General features: G+C 67.3%; 20 protein-coding genes. 9 read left to right on the top strand and 11 right to left on the bottom strand.

Features of this window, described 5'->3' with window-relative positions; all coding sequences use genetic code 11:
- Window positions 1–32 precede the first annotated feature (32 nt).
- Window positions 33–2,666, top strand: coding sequence for a type II secretion system secretin GspD (gene gspD / locus CK625_RS10740; RefSeq protein WP_172425145.1), 2,634 nt, complete (start codon window positions 33–35; stop codon window positions 2,664–2,666).
- Between the two features lie 64 nt (window positions 2,667–2,730).
- On the top strand, window positions 2,731–3,195 hold the full coding sequence (locus tag CK625_RS10745; RefSeq protein WP_143326261.1) for a hypothetical protein: 465 nt from the start codon (window positions 2,731–2,733) through the stop codon (window positions 3,193–3,195).
- A 129-nt stretch (window positions 3,196–3,324) separates the two neighbouring features.
- Here CK625_RS10745 and CK625_RS10750 read toward each other — a convergent pair whose 3' ends face one another.
- The 7 genes from CK625_RS10750 to CK625_RS10780 form a co-directional block, all read right to left on the bottom strand.
- Complete coding sequence (locus CK625_RS10750; protein WP_095540317.1) at window positions 3,325–4,821, bottom strand: M20 family metallopeptidase; 1,497 nt, start codon at window positions 4,819–4,821, stop codon at window positions 3,325–3,327.
- Window positions 4,822–4,920: 99 nt separating this feature from the next.
- On the bottom strand, window positions 4,921–5,394 hold the full coding sequence (locus CK625_RS10755) for a hypothetical protein (RefSeq protein WP_095540318.1): 474 nt from the start codon (window positions 5,392–5,394) through the stop codon (window positions 4,921–4,923).
- Complete coding sequence (locus tag CK625_RS10760; protein WP_095540319.1) at window positions 5,391–5,786, bottom strand: phage holin family protein; 396 nt, start codon at window positions 5,784–5,786, stop codon at window positions 5,391–5,393. Before CK625_RS10760 ends, CK625_RS10755 begins: the two co-directional genes overlap by 4 nt.
- Before the next feature lie 124 nt (window positions 5,787–5,910).
- Window positions 5,911–6,210 carry a glycine zipper domain-containing protein gene (locus CK625_RS10765; protein ID WP_095540320.1) on the bottom strand — a complete coding sequence of 100 codons (300 nt, stop codon included), beginning with the start codon at window positions 6,208–6,210 and terminating at the stop codon, window positions 5,911–5,913.
- Window positions 6,211–6,329: 119 nt separating this feature from the next.
- Window positions 6,330–7,595 (bottom strand): saccharopine dehydrogenase family protein, encoded by a 1,266-nt coding sequence (locus tag CK625_RS10770; protein ID WP_095540321.1) that lies wholly within the window; start codon window positions 7,593–7,595, stop codon window positions 6,330–6,332.
- 62 nt (window positions 7,596–7,657) lie between these two features.
- On the bottom strand, window positions 7,658–8,710 hold the full coding sequence (locus tag CK625_RS10775) for a carboxynorspermidine decarboxylase (protein WP_095540344.1): 1,053 nt from the start codon (window positions 8,708–8,710) through the stop codon (window positions 7,658–7,660).
- A gap of 657 nt (window positions 8,711–9,367) precedes the next feature.
- Complete coding sequence (locus CK625_RS10780; protein ID WP_095540322.1) at window positions 9,368–10,480, bottom strand: enoyl-CoA hydratase/isomerase family protein; 1,113 nt, start codon at window positions 10,478–10,480, stop codon at window positions 9,368–9,370.
- Between the two features lie 91 nt (window positions 10,481–10,571).
- Between CK625_RS10780 and CK625_RS10785 the strand changes: the two genes are divergently transcribed.
- Window positions 10,572–11,333, top strand: a complete 762-nt coding sequence (locus tag CK625_RS10785; protein WP_095540323.1) for a sulfite exporter TauE/SafE family protein — start codon at window positions 10,572–10,574, stop codon at window positions 11,331–11,333.
- A gap of 101 nt (window positions 11,334–11,434) precedes the next feature.
- A complete protein-coding gene (locus CK625_RS10790) occupies window positions 11,435–12,022 on the top strand; it encodes a DJ-1/PfpI family protein (RefSeq protein WP_095540324.1) in 588 nt (195 codons plus the stop codon).
- Between the two features lie 46 nt (window positions 12,023–12,068).
- Here CK625_RS10790 and mrdA read toward each other — a convergent pair whose 3' ends face one another.
- From mrdA to CK625_RS10810, 4 genes are all read right to left on the bottom strand, one after another.
- Complete coding sequence (gene mrdA, locus CK625_RS10795; RefSeq protein ID WP_095540325.1) at window positions 12,069–14,087, bottom strand: penicillin-binding protein 2; 2,019 nt, start codon at window positions 14,085–14,087, stop codon at window positions 12,069–12,071.
- A complete protein-coding gene (gene mreD / locus CK625_RS10800; protein ID WP_095540326.1) occupies window positions 14,084–14,608 on the bottom strand; it encodes a rod shape-determining protein MreD in 525 nt (174 codons plus the stop codon). Before mreD ends, mrdA begins: the two co-directional genes overlap by 4 nt.
- Before the next feature lie 5 nt (window positions 14,609–14,613).
- Window positions 14,614–15,564 (bottom strand): rod shape-determining protein MreC, encoded by a 951-nt coding sequence (gene mreC / locus CK625_RS10805; protein ID WP_095540327.1) that lies wholly within the window; start codon window positions 15,562–15,564, stop codon window positions 14,614–14,616.
- A 107-nt stretch (window positions 15,565–15,671) separates the two neighbouring features.
- Window positions 15,672–16,712 (bottom strand): rod shape-determining protein, encoded by a 1,041-nt coding sequence (locus CK625_RS10810; RefSeq protein ID WP_095540328.1) that lies wholly within the window; start codon window positions 16,710–16,712, stop codon window positions 15,672–15,674.
- 351 nt (window positions 16,713–17,063) lie between these two features.
- Here CK625_RS10810 and gatC point away from each other — a divergent pair, with 351 nt between their 5' ends.
- From gatC to CK625_RS10835, 5 genes are all read left to right on the top strand, one after another.
- Complete coding sequence (gatC, locus tag CK625_RS10815) at window positions 17,064–17,363, top strand: Asp-tRNA(Asn)/Glu-tRNA(Gln) amidotransferase subunit GatC (protein WP_095540345.1); 300 nt, start codon at window positions 17,064–17,066, stop codon at window positions 17,361–17,363.
- 175 nt (window positions 17,364–17,538) lie between these two features.
- Window positions 17,539–19,029 carry an Asp-tRNA(Asn)/Glu-tRNA(Gln) amidotransferase subunit GatA gene (gatA, locus tag CK625_RS10820; RefSeq protein ID WP_095540329.1) on the top strand — a complete coding sequence of 497 codons (1,491 nt, stop codon included), beginning with the start codon at window positions 17,539–17,541 and terminating at the stop codon, window positions 19,027–19,029.
- A gap of 12 nt (window positions 19,030–19,041) precedes the next feature.
- Window positions 19,042–19,755, top strand: coding sequence for a DUF3800 domain-containing protein (locus CK625_RS10825; RefSeq protein WP_095540330.1), 714 nt, complete (start codon window positions 19,042–19,044; stop codon window positions 19,753–19,755).
- 87 nt (window positions 19,756–19,842) lie between these two features.
- Entirely contained in the window at window positions 19,843–21,291 is a 1,449-nt protein-coding gene (gene gatB, locus CK625_RS10830) for an Asp-tRNA(Asn)/Glu-tRNA(Gln) amidotransferase subunit GatB (protein ID WP_095540331.1), read from the top strand.
- Between the two features lie 56 nt (window positions 21,292–21,347).
- Complete coding sequence (locus CK625_RS10835) at window positions 21,348–21,770, top strand: nuclear transport factor 2 family protein (protein ID WP_095540332.1); 423 nt, start codon at window positions 21,348–21,350, stop codon at window positions 21,768–21,770.
- The last annotated feature ends 142 nt before the right edge of the window (window positions 21,771–21,912 follow it).

Here is a 21,912-nt window from a genome sequence, read left to right on the forward strand (position 1 = left end):
CATTTGATCGTCGCCGATTGCGCGCCATGCCCATGTCCCGTTTGACTCCCGCCCCCCGTCCCCAGGGCCCAGGCCGCCAGCCGCTGACTGCGCGCTGGGTCTGGACCTGCCTGGCCGTTGCCGCCAGCCAGTTCGCCTGCAGCCACCTGCAGCCGCTGGCCGACAGCGCCTCCGACCAGGCCAGCGCCTCTGCCAGTACCGCCGCCAGCGCCGCCGCGCAGGGCAATTCCGAAGAAGTGCAGGCCTGGCAAGGCACGACCCTGGCCGTCTCGGGAGAGCCGCCCAGGCCCAATCCCCGCATCGAGGGCCGCGCCGCCAGCGGGCAGGACGAGGGCCCGCCCGAGCCGCAGATCCGCATCTACGAAGGCGAGGGCGTGACCCTCAACCCGCCCAAGCGCGCCGTGGCGCTGACCGGCCAGGCCGGCGAGTTCAACTTCGAGGAAGCGCCCATCACCGAGGTGGTGCACGTCATGATGGGCGAGATCCTCAAGGCCGACTACGTGCTGCACCAGCCCATTGGCGGCACCTTGACGCTCTCGACCCGCAAGGCCGTCTCCAAGGACACGGCCATGTCCCTGCTGGAGACCGCGCTGCTGGCCAACGGCCTGCTGATCGCGCAGGACAGCCGCGGCTTCTACCACATCGGCCCGCCCGAGGCGCTGCGCGGCATCGTGCCCGCGCCGCGCATGGCCGGCACCGGCTACGGCCCGCTGCCGCCAGGCTATGGCATCGTGCTGATGCCGCTGGAATACATCGGCGCGGCCGAGATGGCCGAAATCCTCAAGCCCGTCATGGGCGACAGCTCGCTGCTACGCGTGGACACCATCCGCAACCTGCTGGTGCTGGCCGGCACCCGGCCACAGGCCGAGGGCTGGATGGAGCTGGCGCGCACCTTCGACGTGAACCTGCTCAAGGGCATGTCGGTGGGCATCTTCCCGCTCAAGTACGCCTCGGTGGCCGACGTGCAGGCGGCCATGCAGGTGCTGGCCGGCGAGACGCCCGGCGGCAGCGCCGGTGCAGCGACCGCCGCGCCTGGGCAGCAAAACCTCTCGCCGCAGCAGCGCGCCGCCCAGCTGCGCGCGCAGCAGCAGGCCGCGCAGGGCCGCCAGGCACAGCCGGGCGGCCAGCAGCAGGCGGCCACGCCCATTGCCGCGCAGGTGCTGCCGGTGCTGGGCTCGCTGCGCATCGTGCCGCTGGAGCGGCTCAACAGCATCATGGTCATCACGCCGCGCGCGCAGTATCTGGAGCAGGTCAAGACCTGGATCGAGCGCCTGGACCAGCCCAATGACAGCGTGGAGCCGCAGCTGTTCGTCTACGGCGTCAAGAACGGCTCGGCCGCGCACCTGGCCCAGGTGCTGGGCGGCATCTTCGGCGGCACGCCCTCGGCCGGCGGCGCCGTCGCCAACAGCGGCGTGGCCCCTGGCCTGAGCCAGGCCAGCACGCAGACCACCGGCTTTGCCAATGCCAACACCGGCAGCCGCTTTGGCGCCGGCGCGGGCCTGGGGGGCAACAATCGCCTCAGCGCCGGCGGCCTGGGCAGCAACCAGCCAGCGGTCAACACCGCCCCGGTGGCCATGGATCTGGGCGCGGCGCGCGTCATCGCCGACCCGCTCAACAACGCCATCCTGGTCTGGGGCACGCGCCAGGAGTACGAAAAGATCGAGGCCACGCTCAAGCGCCTGGACAAGCAGCCCGTGCAGGTGCTGCTGGAGGCCAGCATCATCGAGGTCACGCTCACCAAGGAGCTGGAGTACGGCCTGCGCTGGGCCTTCAACGGCAACCTGGGCAGTGGCTTCCGTGGCACGGGCGGCTCGCCCACGCTGCAAGGCATTACCCCGCCGACCGACAACGCGCTGGACATCGGCCGCTTTGCCGCCGGCGGCACTGGCAATGCCTTTACCTATGCGCTCACGCGCGGCAACCGTGTCAATGCGCTGCTGCAAATGCTGGCCAAGCGCAACCTGGCCAAGATGCTCTCCAGCCCCTCGCTGCTGGTGCTGGACAACCACACAGCCAGCATTCTGGTGGGCGATCAGATCCCGATCGCCACCAGTTCGCTGACCACGCCCTCGGGCACGAACAACACCCAGAACGTCTCGCGCACCTACCAGTACCGCGACACCGGCGTGTCGCTGCAGGTCACGCCCTCGGTCAACGCGGGCGACATCGTGACGCTGGACGTGAACCAGGAAGTCACCAACCTGCTCTCGGCCGGCAGCGGCGACGACACCAACCCCAGCTTCGTGCAACGCCAGATCTCCAGCAAAGTGGCCGTGCGCTCGGGCGAGCCCATCGTGTTGGGCGGCCTGATCCGGGAAAATACCCGCAACGGCAACGACGGCATCCCCGGCCTGGTCGACATCCCGGTGGCGCGCCATGCCTTTGGCGCCACCAACCAGCGCAATGAGCGCACCGAGCTGCTGGTCATCATCACGCCGACGGTGATCCGCTCCAGCGACGAGCTGCGCGATGCCGGCAACGAACTGCGCGACCGCATGCAGGATTTGCTGCGCACCCGCGTCGAGGAAATCAAGCGCGGCGGCCCGGTGCTGCCCGGCGAGGAAGACCTGGCCGATCTGGTCAAGCCCTTGACGCAGGCCACGCTGCCGCCCGCCGCCGAGCTGCCCGCCACGGGCCAGGATTCGGCCCGCCCTTCCAACCCATAAACTTGGCCCTGTTCACACCATGCAAGAAGATCGCGTGAACAGGCCCTACCACGGAGAACAGTCCATGCCACACACCAGCCGCCACCCCGCCCGCCTTCGCCCCAGCCGCCGCGCCGCCTGGGCCGCTGCACTGTGCTCGGCCGCCGCACTGCTGGCCGCCTGCAATATCCAGAAAGCCGACAACCGCCCGCCCGAGGAGATCATCAGCGAGCGCGCCGCCGCCCGCTGGCAGGCCATGATGAACCGCGAGTACGCCAAGGCCTACGAATACGTGGCCCCCAGCGTGCGCAGCGTCATGTCGCTGGATGGCTACAAGCGCCGCTACAACATCCTCAGCGACCAGCATCCCTCGTCCTGGAAAAAGGCCGAGGTGCGCGGTGTGAGCTGCGACAGCAGCGATGCCTGCACCGCCAAGGTCTATCTGGAAACCCAGATCCACGTGCCCAAGTTCCAGGGCATGCGCGCCACGGCGGAAACCGAGGAGCGCTGGATCCTGCAGGACGGCCAGTGGTGGGTGCACCTGCGCTGATCGTTGATCGCGCACCCTCAACCCCGCGCACAAAAAAACGCCAGGCCTTGTCCGATGCGGCAAGGCCTGGCGTTTTTTTGATGGTCTCGGCCTGAGCTGCGCGCACCGTTCAGCAACGCAGTATTGCCATTACCCCTGCGGCGGCTCGGCCTGCGCCTGTGCGCCCGGCATGCTGGCAATGACCTGGGCCACGGCCGCCGTCAGACGTTTGGCATACGGCACGTGCAGGAACTCATTGGGGCCGTGGGCATTGCTCTTGGGGCCCAGCACCCCGCAGACCATCATCTGCGCCGTGGGAAAGCCCTGCGAGAGCAGGCCCATCAGCGGAATGGTGCCCCCCTGGCCGATGTAGCCGCATGGCGCGCCAAAGTGCGCCTGGCTGGCCGCATCCAGCGCCTGGCGGAACCAGTCGTCCATGGCCGGGGCATTCCAGCCATTGCTGCCGTGCACGTTCTCCCAGGTCACGCGCGCCTGGTAAGGCGCGTTGTCTTCCAGCAAGGCCTTCATCTGCTGCACGCAGGCGGCGGCATCCACCAGCGGCGGGATGCGGATGCTGAGCTTGAAGGCCGTGTGCGGGCGCAGCACATTGCCCGCGCTCTCCAGCGGCGGCATGCCATCCACGCCGGTCACGCTCAGCGTGGGCCGCCAGGTGCGCTTGAGCAGCGCCTGCACCGGATCGGTGGTCGTGGGCAGGGCGAACAGCGTGGCGCCGCCGCAGTCGTAGTGCGCCCAGGGAAAGCGCGCATAGGCCTGCTCGCCCAAAATCGCAGCCGCGTCGCGTGCCTGCTGCAGCCGCTCGGGCGGCACTTCACAGTGGAAGACCTCGGGCAGCAGACGCCCGCTGGCGCTGTCTTCCAGACGGTCGAGCACCTGGCGCATGATGCGAAACGACGAGGGCACCACGCCCGAGGCATCGCCCGAATGCACGCCTTCGGTGAGGATTTCAACCTTGAGCGTGCCGGTGATGTTGCCGCGCAGGCTGGTGGTCAGCCACAGCTGGTCGTAATTGCCCGCGCCCGAGTCCAGGCAAACCACCAGGCCCACGTCGCCCATGCGCGGCTTGAGCGCATCGATGTAGGGCAGCAGATCGACCGAGCCGCTTTCCTCGGAGGTCTCGATCAGGCCAACGATGCGCGGGTGCGACAGCTGCTGGCGCTTGAGCTCCTGCACAGCGGCAATGCTGGCGTAAACGGCATAGCCATCGTCAGCGCCGCCGCGGCCATAAAGCCGGCCTTGCTCGTACTTGGGGGTCCACGGCCCCAGGTCGCTGCGCCAGCCGGAGAACTCGGGCTGCTTGTCCAGATGGCCGTACATCAGCACCGTCTTGCCAGGCGCGCTGCCGCCGCTGGCGGCGATGTCGAAGAACAGCACCGGCGTGCGCCCGGGCAGGCGCACGATCTCCAGCTGCAGGCCGGGCACTTGCTGTGCCAGTACCCAATCGGCCGCATCCTGCACCACCTTGTCCAGCAGGCCGTGCGCGGCCCAGTCCGGATCGAACATGGGCGACTTGGCCGGCACGGCAATGTAGTCCTGCAAGCGCTGCAAAATGTCCTCATCCCATTGGCGGCCAATGTGCGCCAGGGCCTGTTCGGGCTGCAGAGTACGGGTAGAGATGAAAGTGCTCATGAGTGTGCCAACGGAGCAAAACGGGGGATGCGTCAATCTCAGCAGAGGCCGCCCAGCCAGCGCGCCCCGCTGGCTGAGTGGAACGGGCCAAGAGCCCTTTCAGCGCCAGCGGCTCAGGGCGCGCAGCGGGCGCTCCATGCGCTCGACCATGCGCCAGCCGCGCCAGACCAGTGGGCCCATCCACAGCAGCGAGCGCAGCAGCTTGCGCGGGCCCAGCACCAGGGCGCTGCCCAGGGCCAGCCCCACGGAGATGGGGTGGCGCAGCGCAAAATCGCGCCCAGCCAGCCACAGCGGGTTGGCGCCGACGGTATGCGCCGCCGCACGCGCCCAATGCCTGGGCTGGGCCGGCTCGGCAGCCAGCGCCGCCTCACTGGCTGCCAGGCGCGTGCGCGCCGCCAGCGCATGCCTTGGCGACTGCGCGGCGTGCAGACGCAGGCGCTGGCGTTGCTGGGCAATGCGCTGCAATACCAGCGCCTCCTCTGGCTGCACCGAAGCGCCAGCGTGTTTCAAGAGGGCCGCCACGTCGCGCAGTGCGTCTTCGTCGTCGCGGCCTGGTATGCGGTGGGCATTCATAAACGCTCCTTCATTGCGCGAAAGTCCTGCGCCAACACCGTGCGCGTCAGCACAAAGGGCCTGGCCATGCGCTTTTTCATCAAGACGATGACCAGCAGGGCCAGCAGCAGCAGCCCGCCCCAGGCGCCGCCCAGCGCCCACAGGGCCGTATGCCACTGCGGGCTTTGCCAGTAGGCCAGCATCACAGCCAATGAGCCCACGATCAAGGCCCCGAACAAGAACATCAGCAGCAAGGCCACGGCAATGGCCATGCCCACCAGGCCCGTCCATTGCTTGCGCCATTCGAGCTGCGCCAGATCCAAGCGGTCGGCCACGGCCAGGCCGCCCTCATCGAGCCAGTAGCGCGCCGACTCGCGCAGGCGCTCAACACCCAGCCATCTTTGCCAATTCATTGCCCAGCCTTTCTTCAAAAACAAGAAGCCAGCCTGCGGCTGGCTTCGGTTGCGGTCTGCGGATGCCGACCGCGAAGAGCTTGTTCAAGCCTTTGCAAAAGCCTTGCAGCGCAGGCGCAAGAGGTTAACGGCGGCCCAGCAAAAAGCCCAGCACCACACCCACGGCCACGGCCGCGCCGGCCACATGCCAGGGCTCGTCGTGGGCGTAGCGGTTGGCGGCATCGGCGCCGTCGCGTGCGCGGCTGGCCGCTTCCTGGGCCGTGCGCACCGTGGCCTCGCGCAGGCGGTGGTAGCCATCGTCGAATTTTTCGCGCAGCTGGCGGATTTGCGGCACATCGTCCAGATCGCGGCTGGCGATCACGTCGCGCAGTTCAGCCACCAGGCGCTCGAAGTCATCGCGGGGTTGCTTGGAGAAAATTCCCATCTCTGAACCTTTCTTTTCTGTGGGTTGCGCACTTACAGGCCTGCAAGCGCAAAACAAGGGCCGGCCATCTTAACAAGCGCTGTTTTCCGCAGGGCTGCGTAAGGTTTTCGGCGCCGGCGTCAAGCCAGGCTTGCCTGCTCGGCGAACTGCACCAGCGCATCCTCGCGGCCGGCCTCGCGGATGTGCGTGGGCAGGCCGATGCGGTTCATCAGGTTGATGAAGGGCTGGTAGGGCAGCTCTTCCACGTTGGCCATGGCGCGCACGTCCCACACGCCCTGGGCGATGAGCATGGCCGCGGCTGCGGCCGGCACGCCGGCGGTGTAGGAAATGCCCTGGCTGCCCACTTCGGCAAAGGCCTCGACGTGGTCGGCCACGTTGTAGATGAAGACCTCGCGCGGCTGGCCGTTCTTGACGCCCTTGAGCAGGTTGCCGATGCAGGTCTTGCCCACGTAGCCTGGGGCCAGCGAGGCCGGATCGGGCAGCACGGCCTTGACCAACTGCAGCGGCACGACGCTTTGGCCGTTGTCCAGCGTGACGGGCTTTTCCGACAGCAGGCCGATGTTGCGCAGCACGTTGAAGACGTTGATGTAGTGCTCGCCAAAGCCCATCCAGAAGCGGATGTTGGGCACGTTCAGGTTTTGCGACAGCGAGTGCAGCTCATCGTGACCTGTCAGGTAGGAGGTTTGCTGCCCGACCACGGGCAGATCGTCCGTGCGCTGCACCTCGAACATCTTGTTGGACTGCCACTGCCCCCCCTGCCAGGACCAGACCTGGCCGGTGAACTCGCGGAAGTTGATCTCCGGGTTGAAGTTGGTGGCGAAGTAGCGCCCGTGGCTGCCGGCGTTGATGTCGATGATGTCGATGGAGTCGACCTGGTCGAAGTATTCGTTGACGGCCAGCGCCGCATAGGCATTGACCACGCCGGGGTCGAAGCCGCAGCCGAGGATGGCCGTCACGCCGCGCTCGGCGCAGCGGGGCTTGCGCTTCCACTCGTGGTTGGCGTACCAGGGCGGGGTTTCGCAGATTTTGTCGGCATCCTCGTGGATGGCCGTGTCGATGTAGGCCGCGCCCGTTTCGATGCAGGCCTCCAGCACCGACATGTTGACGAAGGCATGGCCCAGGTTGATGACGATTTGCGCGCCGGTGCGCTCGATCAGCGCGCGCGTGGCTGCCGTGTCCATGGCGTCGAGCTGGTGCGCCTGCAGCACGCCCTGTGGATCCTGCAGCGAACCTTTCTCACGGATGCTGTCGATGATGGCGTGGCATTTGCCAATGGTGCGCGAGGCGATGTGAATGTCGCCCAGCAAACGGTTGTGCGCTGCGCACTTATGCGCCGCTACCTGCCCAACTCCACCAGCGCCGATGATCAAAACGTTCTTCTTCATTTCGCACAAAGCCCCCTGTAAACAGTGGTTGAAAAATCGCCATTCAGGCCCTCAGGCATGCCTCAGGAGAGGCTGCGCAGATAGTCCTCATAGCCAAAGGATTGCACCAGCTCCTCGCGGCCGTCCAGCCGGGCCACGACGATGCTGGGCATGGCCACGCCATTGAACCAGTTCTTCTTGACCATGGTGTAGCCGGCCGCGTCCTCGATGCTCAGACGATCGCCCACCTGCAGCGGTCGCTCGAAGCGGAAGCTGCCGAAGATGTCGCCGGCCAGGCAGGTCTTGCCGCACACCAGGTATTCGTGCTCGCCGCGGTTGGGCTCGATGCGCGCGCTCAGGCCGTAGATCAGCAAGTCCAGCATGTGCGCCTCGGTGGAGCTGTCGACGATGGCCAGCGGCTTGCCGTTAAAGCCCACATCCAGCACGCTGACCTCCAGCGTGGCGGCGCCGGCCACGGCGGCCTCGCCGGGCTCCAGATACACCTGCACGCCATGGCGCTGGGCGAAAGCCTTCAGGCGCTGCGCCAGCGCATCGAGCGGATAGCCCGGATCGGCGAAATGGATGCCGCCGCCCAGGCTGACCCACTGCACCTTGGCCAGCAGCGCGCCAAAGCGCGCCTCGATCTGGCCCAGCATGGCATCGAAGCTCTCGAAGCTACGGTTCTCGCAGTTGTTGTGGAACATCAGGCCCGAGAGCTGGCCCGCCACCTCGGCGATGCGCTGCGCATCGGCCTCGCCCAGCCGGCTGTGCGGGCGCGCCGGATCGGCCAGCAAATAGGGCGAATTGCTCACCCCTGGGTTGACCCGCAGGCCCACGGGCAGGCCCGCCGCAGCGGCGCGCGCGCCAAAGCGCTGCAACTGGCCCAGCGAGTTGAAGATGATCTTGTCGCTGTGCGCCAGCACCTCGTCGATCTCATGGTCGGCAAAGGCCACGCTGTAGGCATGCGTCTCGCCGCCGAACTTCTGCCGGCCCAGCTTGACTTCGTGCAGCGAGGACGAGGTCGTGCCCGCCAGATACTGGCGCATCAGCGGGAACACCGACCAGGTCGAAAAGCACTTGAGCGCCAGCAGCGCCTTGGCGCCGGAGTGCTCGCACAGCTGCGCAATGCGCTGCATATTGGCCAGCAGCCGCTGCTCATCGATGCGGTAGTAAGGGGTTGCGAACTGGGCGACAGGGGCGGTGGTGGGCAATTTGCTCTTGCTCCTTGGAAAAAGCGATGCATCCAGCAGGCCGGCGGGCGGCCTGCGCGAAACAGGTGTGCGCTGCGGGCCCTGCACTGCGGGGCTGAAGGGAAGTGCGTTGCGGCCTGTGCCTTGGGCCAGTGCAGCCAGCCAAGCGGCCGGCGCAACAGCGCAGGCTGTGGTGACTTGGCCGCCTTGACCATTTGGGCGCGGCATGTGCGCCCCAGGCAAGCCCACAGCAAAGCAACGACGGCCCAGCCTGCGCGGGCAGGGCCGCTGCGCCATTACCAGACGATCAGCGCGCGCAGCGCGTGGTAGCTGCGCGCTGCCGCCAACGACAGCGTGGCGTCACGCTCCCAGCGGTGGCTCGTGGTCAAGGCAAAAGTCATGGCGTTGCATCAACCTGGTGGGCGAAAAGACAAACGGGGCCGGCCGGCCCCGTGCGGATGGCTGCGGGCTTTGCGCAGCCTGCAAAGCCGGGCATTTTACCCGAGAGCCTGCCTTGCAAGCCATCGCGCCGCACGCACCCCCAGGATCCGGGGGTCATGCGGGCACTTGGAGGTCAGGCCTCGAGAGCTGCCCAAGGCCTGGTCAATCCAGCGCCGCCAGCGGGTGAGCCGCCGCTGGCCAGGGGCTGTCGAAGAATGCCGCCACCTCGCGCTCGTCCACCTCCTCGATGCGCGCGGGCTTCCACTGCGGCTGGTGGTCCTTGTCCACCGCCAGCGCGCGAATGCCCTCGATGGTCTCGCTGTTCTTCTGGCGCTCATCGCGCAGGTAGAAGCAGTGGCGCACCAGGTCGCGCTCCATGCGCAGGTCCTCGGCCAGGCTGAGCTGGCGGCCGCGGCGGATTTGCTCCAGCACCACGTGCAGCATCAGCGGCGAGCGCTTGCGCAGCGTCTGCGCCGTCTCGGCCGCCCAGGCGGCCTCGCCGTCTGCATGGGCGCCGCCCTCCAGGGCCTCGATGATGGCCTTGACGCTGCCCAGGCCGAAGATGCGGTCGATCGCCTCGCGCTGGGCGCTGGCTGGGCTTTCGGGCGCAGCGGCAAACTGCTGGCGCACGTAGTCGCTGACGGCCTGGGAGTTGGCAAACTCACCGGCCAGGCCATCCCACAGCGCAGCCAGCCGCTCGGCGGGCACGAAGCCATCGGCCAGGCCAAAGGCCAGCGCATCGCCCGCGCCGATCACGTTGCCCACCAGGGCCAGGTATTCGCCCACGTGGCCCGGCGCACGGCTGAGGAAGTAGCCGCCGCCCACGTCCGGGAACAGGCCAATGCCGGTCTCGGGCATGGCCATCTTGGTGCGCTCGGTGACGATGCGCAGATCCGCGCCCTGCGAGATGCCCATGCCGCCGCCCATGACGATGCCGTCCATGAAAGCGATGTAGGGCTTGCCCAGGTGGTGCGTGAGGTGGTTGAGCTGGTATTCCTCGGTGAAGAAATCCTCCAGCTGCGGGTTGCCATCGCAGCCGGCGCGGTGCAAAAAGCGGATGTCGCCGCCGGCGCAGAACGCCCCGAATGGCCCCTCGCGCCCATTGCCGCGAATGGCGATGGCCAGCACGGCCGGATCATCGCGCCAGGCCTGCAGCACGCGGGCCAGCTCGCGCACCATGCCCAGCGACAGCGCATTGAGCGCCTTGGGGCGGTTGAGGGTGATGAAGCCGGTCTTGCCACGGACTTCGGCCAGGATTTCTGGGCAATCGCTCATGCGGTCGTCTCCTTAATGGTGGTTCACAAGTCAAGCAAAGCCGCCGATTATGCAGGCTGCCCGGCCCTTGCAAGCCCGATAATCGCGCGCCATGCAAGAGTGGCTCATCGTTTCGTTCGCATCGCTGTTTGCCGGCTTTGTCGACTCCATCGTCGGCGGCGGCGGCCTGGTGCTGCTGCCCACCCTGTTTGCCGTCTATCCGCTGGCCTCGCCGGCCACGCTGGGCGGCACGAACAAGACCGGCGCCATCTTCGGCACCAGCTTCGCGGCCTGGAAGTACGCGCGGCGCGTGCGCTTTGACTGGGCCGTGCTGCTGCCGGCCGTGGCCTGCGCCTTCGCCGGCGCCATGCTCGGCGCCTGGGCGGTGACGGTGGCCTCGGCCGAGCTGGTGCGCAAGCTGCTGCCCTTCGTGCTGCTGGCCGTGCTGCTCTACACCCTGTACAAAAAAGACTTGGGCAGCCAGCACCAGCCGCGCGGCAGCACAGGCGGCCAGGCCGCGCTGGCCTGCGCCCTGGGGCTGACGATTGGCTTTTACGACGGCTTCTTCGGCCCGGGCACCGGCAGCTTCTTCGTGTTCGCGCTGGTGCGCCTGCTGGGCTACGACTTCCTCAACGCCTCGGCCAGCGCCAAGCTGCTGAACATCGCCACCAACTGCGCCTCGATCTTGCTGCTGGGCCTGGGCGGCTACATCTGGTGGCACCTGACGGTGCCGCTGGCGCTGGCCAACGTGCTGGGCAGCATGCTGGGCACGTTCATGGCGCTGCGCTATGGCTCGGGCTTCGTGCGCTGGATCTTCGTGGCTGTGGTCTCGCTGCTGATCGTCCGCTCGCTCTGGGATGCCTTTTTGCGCTGATGGCACAGCTCGGGCGCAGGCGGTGGCGCTCTTGCGCCGCCGCAGCGCATGGGCCGATAGTGCCGCGCCATGAACGGACCGTGCATTGCGAGGGGACAACCATGGATTGCTATTGCCTGCTGTTTGCCGACTACGACGCGCTGGACTTGATGGGGCCGGTGGAGATGCTGCAGCACGCAGGCGCGAGCTTGCACTATGTGTCGCAGCACGGCGGGCTGGTGCGCAGCCGCGCTGGCTTCGAGGTGATGACGACGGCGCTGACAACGCTGCCGGCGCAGGCGCTGCTGCTGGTGCCTGGCGGCCAGGGCACGCGGGCGCTGGTGCAGGATGCGCATTTCCTGCAGGCACTGCGCCAGTGGGTGACGCAGGCGCACACGGTGCTTTCGGTGTGCACGGGCGCGGCGCTGCTGGCGGCCACCGGGGCGCTGGACGGGCTGCGCGCCACGAGCAACAAGAAAGCCTTTGCCTGGGTGCAAGGCTGCGGCCCCCAGGTGCTGTGGCAGCCGCGCGCGCGCTGGGTGCAGGCCGGCAAGTTCCACACCTCTTCGGGCGTGTCAGCAGGCATGGACATGGCCCTGGCCTTCATTGCCGGGCGCTGCGGCCTGGAAGAAGCCCGGCGCATCGCCCGGCATTGTGAGTACCTCTGGAGCGAGAACCCACAGGACGACCCGTTCGCCGCGCCGCTGTGAGGCCGCAGCCGCCTACGGCTCGCGGTGATGCGCGCCGAGAAAGCCTTCAAGGCGCTGGCGGGCCATGCTGCCAGGGCTCCAGACTGTGCTGGGCGGCGCTGCGGCCCAGCGTGTGCAGCGGCAGTACGGCCGCGTCCATGGCCACTTCATCGACCCGCCTGGGCTGGCCCAGCGGCGCGGCCGTGGCGCGGCCGGCCTGCACGGCGGCGATGTCTTCGGCGCTGGGGTAGAGGCCTGCGAGCCAGTAGTCCATCACGCGCCGCGCGATGGGGGCGGCGTGGGCCGCGCCAAAGCCGGCGTTTTCGACGATGACGGCCACGGCAATCTGCGGCTTTTCCAGCGGCGCAAAGGCGATGTAGAGCGAGTGGTCGCGCTGGTGCTCGGCCAGCTTGGCGGCGTTGTAGCGCTCGCGCTGGCCGACGGAGGCGGCCTGGGCCGTGCCGGTCTTGCCGGCCGAGCGATACGGCGCGCCAGCGAACACGCGCCGCGAGGTGCCGCGCAGCACCACGCCTTCCATGCCCTCGGCGATTACGCGCAGGTGCTCGGGCCGGTAGCCCAAATCCACCCCGGCGGGCTGCTCGATGGCCAATAGCTCGTTGCGGGTCACATCCAGGCGGCTTTTGGCCAGGTGCGGCCGGTGGCTGATGCCGCCGTTGGCCAGCGTGGCCGTGGCATGGGCCAGCTGCAGCATGGTGAAGCTGTTGTAGCCCTGGCCGATGCCCAGCGAGACGGTGTCTCCGGGGATCCAGCTCTTGCGCCGCGGATCGCTGAAGGCGTTGCGCTTCCATTCGCGGTTGGGCAGGATGCCGCGGCTTTCGCCGTTGAGGTCGATGCCGGTGAGCTGGCCAAAGCCCAGCGGTTTCATGAAGTCGTGGATTTTCTCCACGCCCATTTCATAGGCCAGCGAGTAGTAGTAGACGTTGCTCGAGCGCGTGATGCTGCGGCGCATGTCCACCGGGCCCAGCGCCGCGCCGCTGCGGTAGCGGTGGCCGGCCAGGGTCCAGGTGCCGCCGTCCTGGATGACGGTGCTGGCGCTGCGCGCGCCGGTCTCCAGCGCGGCCAGGGCCATGAAGGGCTTGTAGGTCGAGCCCGGCGGGTAGGTGCCGCGCAGCGCGCGGTTGAACAGCGGCCGGTCGATGGATTCGTTCAGGGCCTGCCAGTTTTCCTGGTCGATGCCTTCGACGAACAGATTGGGGTTGAAGGTCGGCATGCTGACCATGGCCAGGATTTCGCCATTGCCCGGGTCGATGGCCACCAGCGCGCCGCGGCGCTCGCCAAAGAGCTCCTCGACCAGGCGCTGCAGCTTGATGTCCAGCGACAGCACGACGGTGTTGCCCGCACGCGCCGGGGAGCTGTCCATGACGCGCAGCGGCCGGCCTGCCGAGGAGCGCTCGAGCTGCTCCACGCCGGTGATGCCGTGCAGCTCGCCCTCGTAGCTGTCCTCGATGCCGAGCTTGCCGATGTGGGTCGAGCCGCGGTAATTGGCCTCCTCGTCGCGCTCCTCGATGCGTTCGAGGTTTTGCTGCGTGATGCGGCCGATGTAGCCGATCACGTGGCTGGCGGTGTTGCCCATGGGGTAGGTGCGAAACAGCCGCGCGGCCACCTGCACGCCAGGAAAGCGCCAGCTCTGCGCGGCAAAGCGCGCCACCTCCTCGTCGCTGAGCTGGGTGCGGATGGGCAGCGAATCGTAGCGCCCGGCCTCGCTGCGCAGGCGCTCGAAGCGGCGCCGATGGATGGGCTGGATGTCCACCAGCTCGGCCAACTCGTTGATGGTCTGCTCCAGGTTGCGCACCCGCGCCGGCGAGATCTCCAGCGTATAGGCCGAGTAGTTGCCCGCCAGCAGCACGCCGTTGCGATCGACGATGTTGCCCCGGTAGGGCACGATGGGCACCACCGCCGTGCGGTTGCTCTCGGCGCGCTCCTGGAACTCCTCGTGGCGCAGCACCTGCAGGTAATAGGCCCGGCTGGCCAGCACCAGCATGCCGGCAAGCACCAGCAAGGCCATGAAGACGATGCGGCCGGTGAAGCGGCCGGCATCGTTTTTCTCCTCCTCGAAGCCGGTCATAGCGGGCGCCGCTCTTTTTCCGTCAAGGGGCTGAGCTGCGGCGCCAGCAGCCAGCGGCGCACCAGCGGCCACAGCAGGGCCTGCAGCAGCGGGGCCAGAAACACCAGCGAGGACGGCCAGATGCGGCTGGACAGCCAGCCCAGGCAGGCCTGCAGGAAGCTGACGACGAAAAACGGCAGCAACAGCAAGATGGCCTGCTGCATGCCGCCCTGATACCAGAGCAGGCGGTTCTGCGCCGCCTGCACCCAGAACACGGCCACGATATAGGCCAGCGCGTGCTGGCCCAGCAAGCTGGCGTGCAGCACATCCACCGCCACGCCCAGCACAAAGGCCATGCCGATGCCCACGCGCTGGGGCTGGTGCAAGGCCCAGAAGCACAGCACCAGCAGCAGCACATCAGGGAACCACGGCACCTGGCCCATGGGCAGGGCCTGCAGGCACAGCGCGGCCAGCAGGCTGGCTGCAATGAACACCGGCCTGGCCGGGCGCAGGATTTGCTCGGTGCGGTGAATGCTGGACATGTGGCCTACCTCCCTGCGGCCCTGGCAGAGCCGGCCTGCCCGGGGCCCGCAGTGGCTGGGGCGAGGGGCTCTGGCGGCAGCTGTGGGGGCTCGGGCCCGTGCTCGCCATACAGGCCCACGGGCTCGAGCACCATCACATAGCGGGCGCTTTGCACCTGGGCCAGGGCCTGGGCAAAGATGCGAATGAACGGGGCGTCGCTGTGCGTTTCGACGAAATCGACCGTGCCCACGGGCACGCCCGGCGGATAGTAGCCATCGATGCCGCTGGTGACCAGCACATCGCCCTCCTGCACGTCCGAGCCGGCGGGCACGAAGCGCAGCTCCATGCGCCCGCCGCTGCTGGCCGCGCGCACCCCGGATGCCACCATGCGCAGCCCGGTGCGCAGGCTCATCACCGGCACGCTCTGGTCGCGATCGGTGACCACGCGCACCTCACTGGAGAAGGGAAAGACCTGGGTGACCTGGCCAAGCACGCCAAACGAGTCGAGCACCGGCGCGCCGGGGCGCACGCCCGCCAACTGCCCTTTGTCGATGACCAGCCGGTTGGTATAGGGGTCGGGCGCGGCATAGGCCACTTCGGCCGACAAGGCCTTGGTGGAGACGCGCGCGCGCAACTCCAGCAGGCCGCGCAGGCTTTCGTTCTCGCGCTCCAGATATTCAACGTGGTTGACCCGCTCGGCCAGCGCCATGGCTTCGCGCTGCGCCTGCTGCGCCTGCTCTTGCGCCTGGCGCAAATCCTGCGTGTAGCCCGCCAGCGCATGCCAGGCCTGCACGGGCTGGGCCATCAGCCATTGCAGCGGATAGACCGCCGTGCCCACGGCCTGGCGCAGCGGCCCGGCGACCTGGAAGCGCCCATCGACGACCATCAGCAAGATGGCCAGCGCGCCGAACACCAGCAGCTTCGCCGCCGGCGTGGTGCCATCGGTGAAGATGCGTGGCGTGCGGCGCTCGAACATGATGGCCGGCTATCGGAGAGTGTGAATCAATGCCCGGGCGCGCACGGATGCGCCCAGGCGCGGCGGCTGCAAAAGGCGCACAGCGCTGCGGCCATGGGCCCCACCCATCAGCCTTCGTCGGTGAAGATGCTGGCCATGTCGTCGATGCGATCCAGCGCCATGCCGCAGCCGCGCACCACGCAGGCCAGCGGGGTTTCGGCCACCAGCACCGGCAGGCCGGTCTCCTCGGCCAGCAGGCGATCCAGGTCGCGCAGCAGCGCGCCGCCGCCGGTGAGCATCATGCCGCGCTCGGCGATGTCCGCGCCCAGCTCGGGCGGGGTTTGCTCCAGCGCCGTCTTCACGGCCGAGACGATCTGGTTGAGCGGCTCGGTCAGGGCCTCGAGCACCTCGTTGCTGGAGATGGTGAAGCTGCGCGGCACGCCTTCGCTGAGGTTGCGGCCCTTGACCTCCATCTCCAGCACCTCGCCGCCAGGGAAGGCCGAGCCGATTTCCTTCTTGATGAGCTCGGCCGTCTGCTCGCCAATGAGCATGCCGTAGTTGCGGCGGATGTAGTTGACGATGGCCTCGTCGAACTTGTCGCCGCCCACGCGCACGCTGCCCTTGTAGACCATGCCGCCCAGCGAGATCACGCCCACCTCGGTCGTGCCGCCGCCGATGTCCACCACCATGGAGCCGCGCGCCTCGGACACGGGCAGGCCCGCGCCGATGCCCGCGGCCATGGGCTCCTCGATCAGATAGACCTTGGAGGCGCCGGCCTTGAGCGCCGCATCCTTGATGGCGCGGCGCTCCACCGGGGTGGAGCCGCAGGGCACGCAGATGATGATGCGCGGCTGCGGCGCCAGCAGCGAGCGCGGATGCACCATGCGGATGAACTGCTTGATCATCTGCTCGGTGATGACGAAGTCGGCAATCACGCCATCCTTCATGGGGCGGATGGCCTCGATGTTGCCAGGCACCTTGCCCAGCATGGCCTTGGCCTCGTGGCCCACGGCCTGGATCACCTTCTTGCCCCCTGTGCTCAGGCGGATGGCGACCACCGAAGGCTCATCCAGCACCACCCCTTTGCCACGCGCAAAGATCAAGGTGTTGGCCGTGCCAAGATCAATCGCCAAATCGGTGGAGAAATAGCGACGCAAAGATCCGATCATTGAAAAAAATCCTTTGCCAGCGCTGCCCGGCGCGCTCCAGTGCGCCGCAGCGGTGGCGTTCGCAAACGCGATGATGGCCTGTTCACCCCAGCCTTTGCCCAGGCGGCCCCAGACGGTGCGAACAAGCCCTCAAATGTTCTGAAAAGACGGCAAAGGGCAGATAATACCGCACCTGTTCACGCTGCTGAAGCAGTCCGCCCAAGACCATGTCTTTGGGCCATGCCCTGGGCGCCCGCCCCCAGCCCGTTGAGCAGCGCCCTTCTTGTTGCACACCCTTCTTGCACGCGCAATTTCCCCCCATGGCATCGCGGCTGCGCCGCCGAGGCGATGCCCAGCCCCTGCATCCACGACATGGCCCTGACCTCCGAAGACCTACACCGCATTGCCAGCCTCTGCAAGCTGTCCTTTGACCAGCCACAAAGCCAGGCGCTGCTGGCCCAGATCAACAGCTTTTTCGAGCTGGTCAAACGTATGGAGGCGGTGGACACCAGCGGCGTCGAGCCGCTGTTTCACCCCGTCTCCGCCATCGAAGACATTCAGCTGCGCCTGCAGCCGGACGTGGCCGATGCGCGCAGCCAGCGCGAAGGCAACATGCAAAACGCCCCCGCTGCCGAGGACGGCTTCTTCCTCGTGCCCAAAGTGATCGAATGAGCCGGCCCTGCCGCGCCAGCGCGGCCACTGGCGCGCGCCCTGCAGCAAGCTGGCCTGCCCGGCCTCGGCCTGGCCAGCGCGGCGCGGCCCAAACCTGCACCGCCATTCTTTCGCGCCCAACCCCACATCGCCCCGATTTCTGCCCCAACTCCCGCCCCGATCTCCGCCCTGATCCATGAGCACCACCGACTTGCACGCCCAGAGCGTGCGTGAACTGAGCGCGGCGCTGCGCCAGCGCCGCATCTCCGCCACCGAGCTGGCACAACACTTTCTGGCCCGCATCCGCCAGCACCAGGCGCTGGGCGCCTTCCTGGCCGTGGATGAGGAGCTCACGCTGGCCCAGGCGCGCGCCGCCGACGCGCGCCTGGCCGCCGGCCAGGCCGGCGCACTGGAAGGCCTGCCGCTGGCGCACAAGGACATCTTCGTCACCCAGGGCTGGCCCAGCACCGCCGCCTCGCAGATGCTGGCCGGCTACCGCTCGCCGTTCGACGCCACCGTGGTGCACAGGCTGGCCGCCGCCGGCGCGGTGACGCTGGGCAAGCTCAGCTGCGATGAATTCGCCATGGGCTCGGGCAATGAAAACGCCGCCATCGCCCCCATCGGCCAGGCGCAGGCCGCGCCCTGCCGCAACCCCTGGGATGCCAGCCGCGTGCCCGGCGGCTCCTCGGGCGGCAGCGCCGCCGCCGTGGCCGCGGGCCTGACCCCGGCGGCCACCGGCACCGACACCGGCGGCTCCATCCGCCAGCCCGCCGCCTTCTGCGGCATCACCGGCATCAAGCCCACCTACGGGCGCGTCAGCCGCTACGGCATGATCGCCTTTGCCTCCAGCCTCGACCAGGCCGGCCCCATGGCCCGCTCGGCCGAAGACTGCGCGCTGCTGCTCTCGGCCATGGCCGGCCCCGACCCCGAGCACGACTCCACCAGCCTGGACGCCCCCGCCGAGGACTTCAGCCGCCAACTGAACGACAGCATCGAAGGCCTGCGCATCGGCGTGCCGCAGGAATTCTTCGGCGACGGCATTGCCGACGACGTGCGCGCCGCCGTCGAGGCCGCCCTCAAGGAATACGAAAAGCTCGGCGCCAAGCTGGTGCCCGTCTCGCTGCCACGCACCGAGCTGTCCATTCCCGTCTACTACATCATTGCCCCGGCCGAGGCCAGCTCCAACCTCAGCCGCTTCGATGGCGTCAAGTTCGGCCACCGCGCCGCGCAGTACGACGACCTGAACGACATGTACGTGCGCACCCGCAGCGAAGGCTTTGGCGAGGAAGTCAAGCGCCGCATCATGGTCGGCACCTACGTGCTCTCGCACGGCTACTACGACGCCTACTACCTCAAGGCCCTGAAGCTGCGCCGCATGATTGCCGACGACTTCCAACGCGCCTTCCAGCAGTGCGACGTCATCGCCGGCCCCGTGGCCCCCAGCACCGCCTGGGCCATCGGCGCGCACAAAGACCCACTGGCCGACTACCTGGCCGACATCTTCACCCTGCCCGCCTCACTGGCGGGCCTGCCCGGCATGAGCCTGCCCGCCGGCTTTGGCGCAGGCGGCATGCCCGTGGGCCTGCAACTGATTGGCAACTACCTGCAGGAAGCGCGCCTGCTGAACGTCGCCCACCGCCTGCAACAGGCCACGGATTGGCACTTGCAAACGCCCGCTGGCTTTTGAGTTGCGTGGCTTATGTGGCTGGCCTATTTCGACGAAAACAAGTTCGACCTCTCAACGGGGCGGGACTCGTTTTGGATCGGCGGCATTTACGTCTCGGAAGAAGCCCTGCCGGAGCTGGAAAAACGCCTGCGCCAAATCCAGACGGACATCTTCGGCAGCTCCGTGCTCTCGGCCAAGACCGAATTGCATGGCAAGGAGCTCTTCCACGGCAAGGGCAATCTGCGCAGGCATTCGCTGCCTGAACGCCTGAAAGTCTTCAATGCCGTGGCCGACGCCTTGGTGGAGCTGGCCCTGCCGCTGCAGTTGATCCGCATCGACGTGGCCAAGCACCGCAAGCGCTATACAACGCCAGAGCCGGAATACCGCCTGGGGCTGATGCTGATCCTGGAGCGCTACAGCGAATTTCTCGAACAGCAAGAAGCGCGCGGCCTGGTCTTTTGCGACTATGAAGCCGATGAAATCACCCAGGCCGTCATGGACTTCTCCGCCTACAAGCAAGCGGGCTCGACCAAGTACTGGTTTGGCCGCTCACTGGAGCCCATCCACGACACCATTTATTTCACCTACTCGCACCACAGCCGCTTCCTGCAAGCAGCCGATTTGATGGTGTATCTGGCCGCACGCTTTGACCACCAGGACATGCCGCCTGCCAAGTGGCACGAAGCCCAGGCCTGGGCCATTTGGCAAAAAATAAAGGCCAGTGTTCGCATTCAACACTGGCCCTGAAAGAGGAACGACTCTCTTCACACTTGAAGATACCGCTTACAGGAACGGCGCGAGTCGTTGCGGGCGATTCTACAACAGCACATCCACATGACCACAGCACTCATCCAAGGCTACGAAGTCGTCATCGGCTTTGAAACCCATGCCCAACTGGCCTGCGCCAGCAAGATCTTCAGCCGCGCGCCGCTGGGCTTTGGCGCCGCGCCCAACACGCAGACCGCGCCGGTGGACTGCGCCCTGCCCGGCACGCTGCCGGTGATGAACCGCCAGGCCGTGGCCTGCGCCATCCGCCTGGGCCTGGCGCTGGGCAGCCATGTGGCGCCGCGCTCGATCTTTGCGCGCAAGAACTACTTCTACCCCGATCTGCCCAAGGGCTACCAGATCAGCCAGTTCGAAATCCCCGTGGTGCAAGGCGGAGAGGTCAGCTTCTTCGTCGATGGCGAGAAAAAAACCGTGCGCCTGGTGCGCGCCCACCTGGAGGAAGACGCGGGCAAATCCGTGCACGACCAGTTCCCCGACGCCTCGGGCATCGACCTCAACCGCGCCGGCACGCCGCTGCTGGAAATCGTCACCGAGCCGGACATGCGCTCCACCGCAGAAGCCGTGGCCTACGCCAAGGAGCTGCACAAGATCGTCACCTGGATCGGCATCTGCGACGGCAACATGCAGGAGGGCAACTTCCGCTGCGATGCCAACGTCTCCGTGCGCAAGCCCGGCCAGCCCTTTGGCACGCGCCGCGAGATCAAGAACCTCAACAGCTTTCGCTACATGCAACAGGCCATCGACTTTGAGATCCGCTGGCAGATCGAGCAGCTCGAAGACGGCCACGCCATCGAGCAGGCCACCGTGCTGTTCGACCCGGCCACGGGCGAGACCCGCGCCATGCGCACCAAGGAAGACAGCGCCGACTACCGCTACTTCCCCGACCCGGATTTGCCGCCGCTGGTCATCGCCCCCGAGTGGATCGCACAGGTCAAGGCCGACATGCCCGAGCTGCCGCGCCAGATGGCCGAGCGCTTCGTGCGCGACTGGGGCCTGCCCGAATACGACGCCACCACGCTGACGCAAAGCCAGGCCATGGGCGCCTACTTTGAAGAAGCGGCCCAAGCCTGCGGCCAGGCCAAGCTGGTGAGCAACTGGGTGATGGGCGAAATCTCGCGCCGCCTCAACACCGAGGAAATCGGCATCGAAGCCGCGCCCGTGCGCCCGGCGCAACTGGCGGCGCTGATCGGCCGCATCCGCGACGGCACCATCTCCAACAACGCCGCCAAGCAAGTCTTTGAGGCGCTGTGGAGCGGCCAGGCCAGCGAGGTCGATGCCGTCATCGAAGCCAAGGGCCTCAAGCAAATGAATGACAGCGGCGCGCTGGAGAAAATCATCGACGAGGTGATCGCCGCCAACCCCGCCAACGTCGAGCAATACAAGGCCGGCAAGGACAAGGCCTTCAACGCCCTGGTCGGCCAGGTGATGAAAGCCAGCAAGGGCAAGGCCAACCCGCAACAGGTCAACGAATTGCTCAAGGCCAAGCTCGCTGGCTAAGCTGGCCAAGCAATGCCCACCGCCTGCCACGCCACCACCCCCAGCAAAGGAGCGCCATGAACACCCCCAGCCCATCGACCGACCCGCTGCAGCGCTGGCACCAGGTGCTGCAAAGCCGTGACCCGGCGCAGCTGCAGGCCTTGCTGCACCCGGACGTGGTGTTCTTCTCGCCGGCCGTGCACGCGCCGCAACAGGGCCGGGCGCTGACCATGGCCTATCTGCTGGCGGCCATGCAGGTGCTGGGCCAAGACAGCTTTGAGTACCTGAACACCTGGCGCGGCGCGCAATCGGCGGTGCTGGAGTTCAGCGTGCAGCTCGATGGCGGCCTGCAGGTCAACGGCATCGACATGATCGAATGGGACGACGCCGGGCTGATCACGCGCTTCAAGGTCATGGTGCGCCCGCTCAAGGCGCTCGAAGGCGTGGTGCAGCACATGCGCGCTGCGCTGGCGCAGCAGGCCCAGCGCAGCGCGGATTGAAGGGCCTCTCAGGCCTAGAGCATTTTCGATTTAATTAATTACATATCCAGCTGATCTGAAGTAATTGGCACACTCTTGAGCCGAGAACAGATCAACCAGTTGCCCCATGCGCCGCCACAGCGCATCCACCGTGCGCTCGCCG

This window comes from Vandammella animalimorsus (genome assembly GCF_002285265.1).
Classification (GTDB): domain Bacteria; phylum Pseudomonadota; class Gammaproteobacteria; order Burkholderiales; family Burkholderiaceae_C; genus Lampropedia.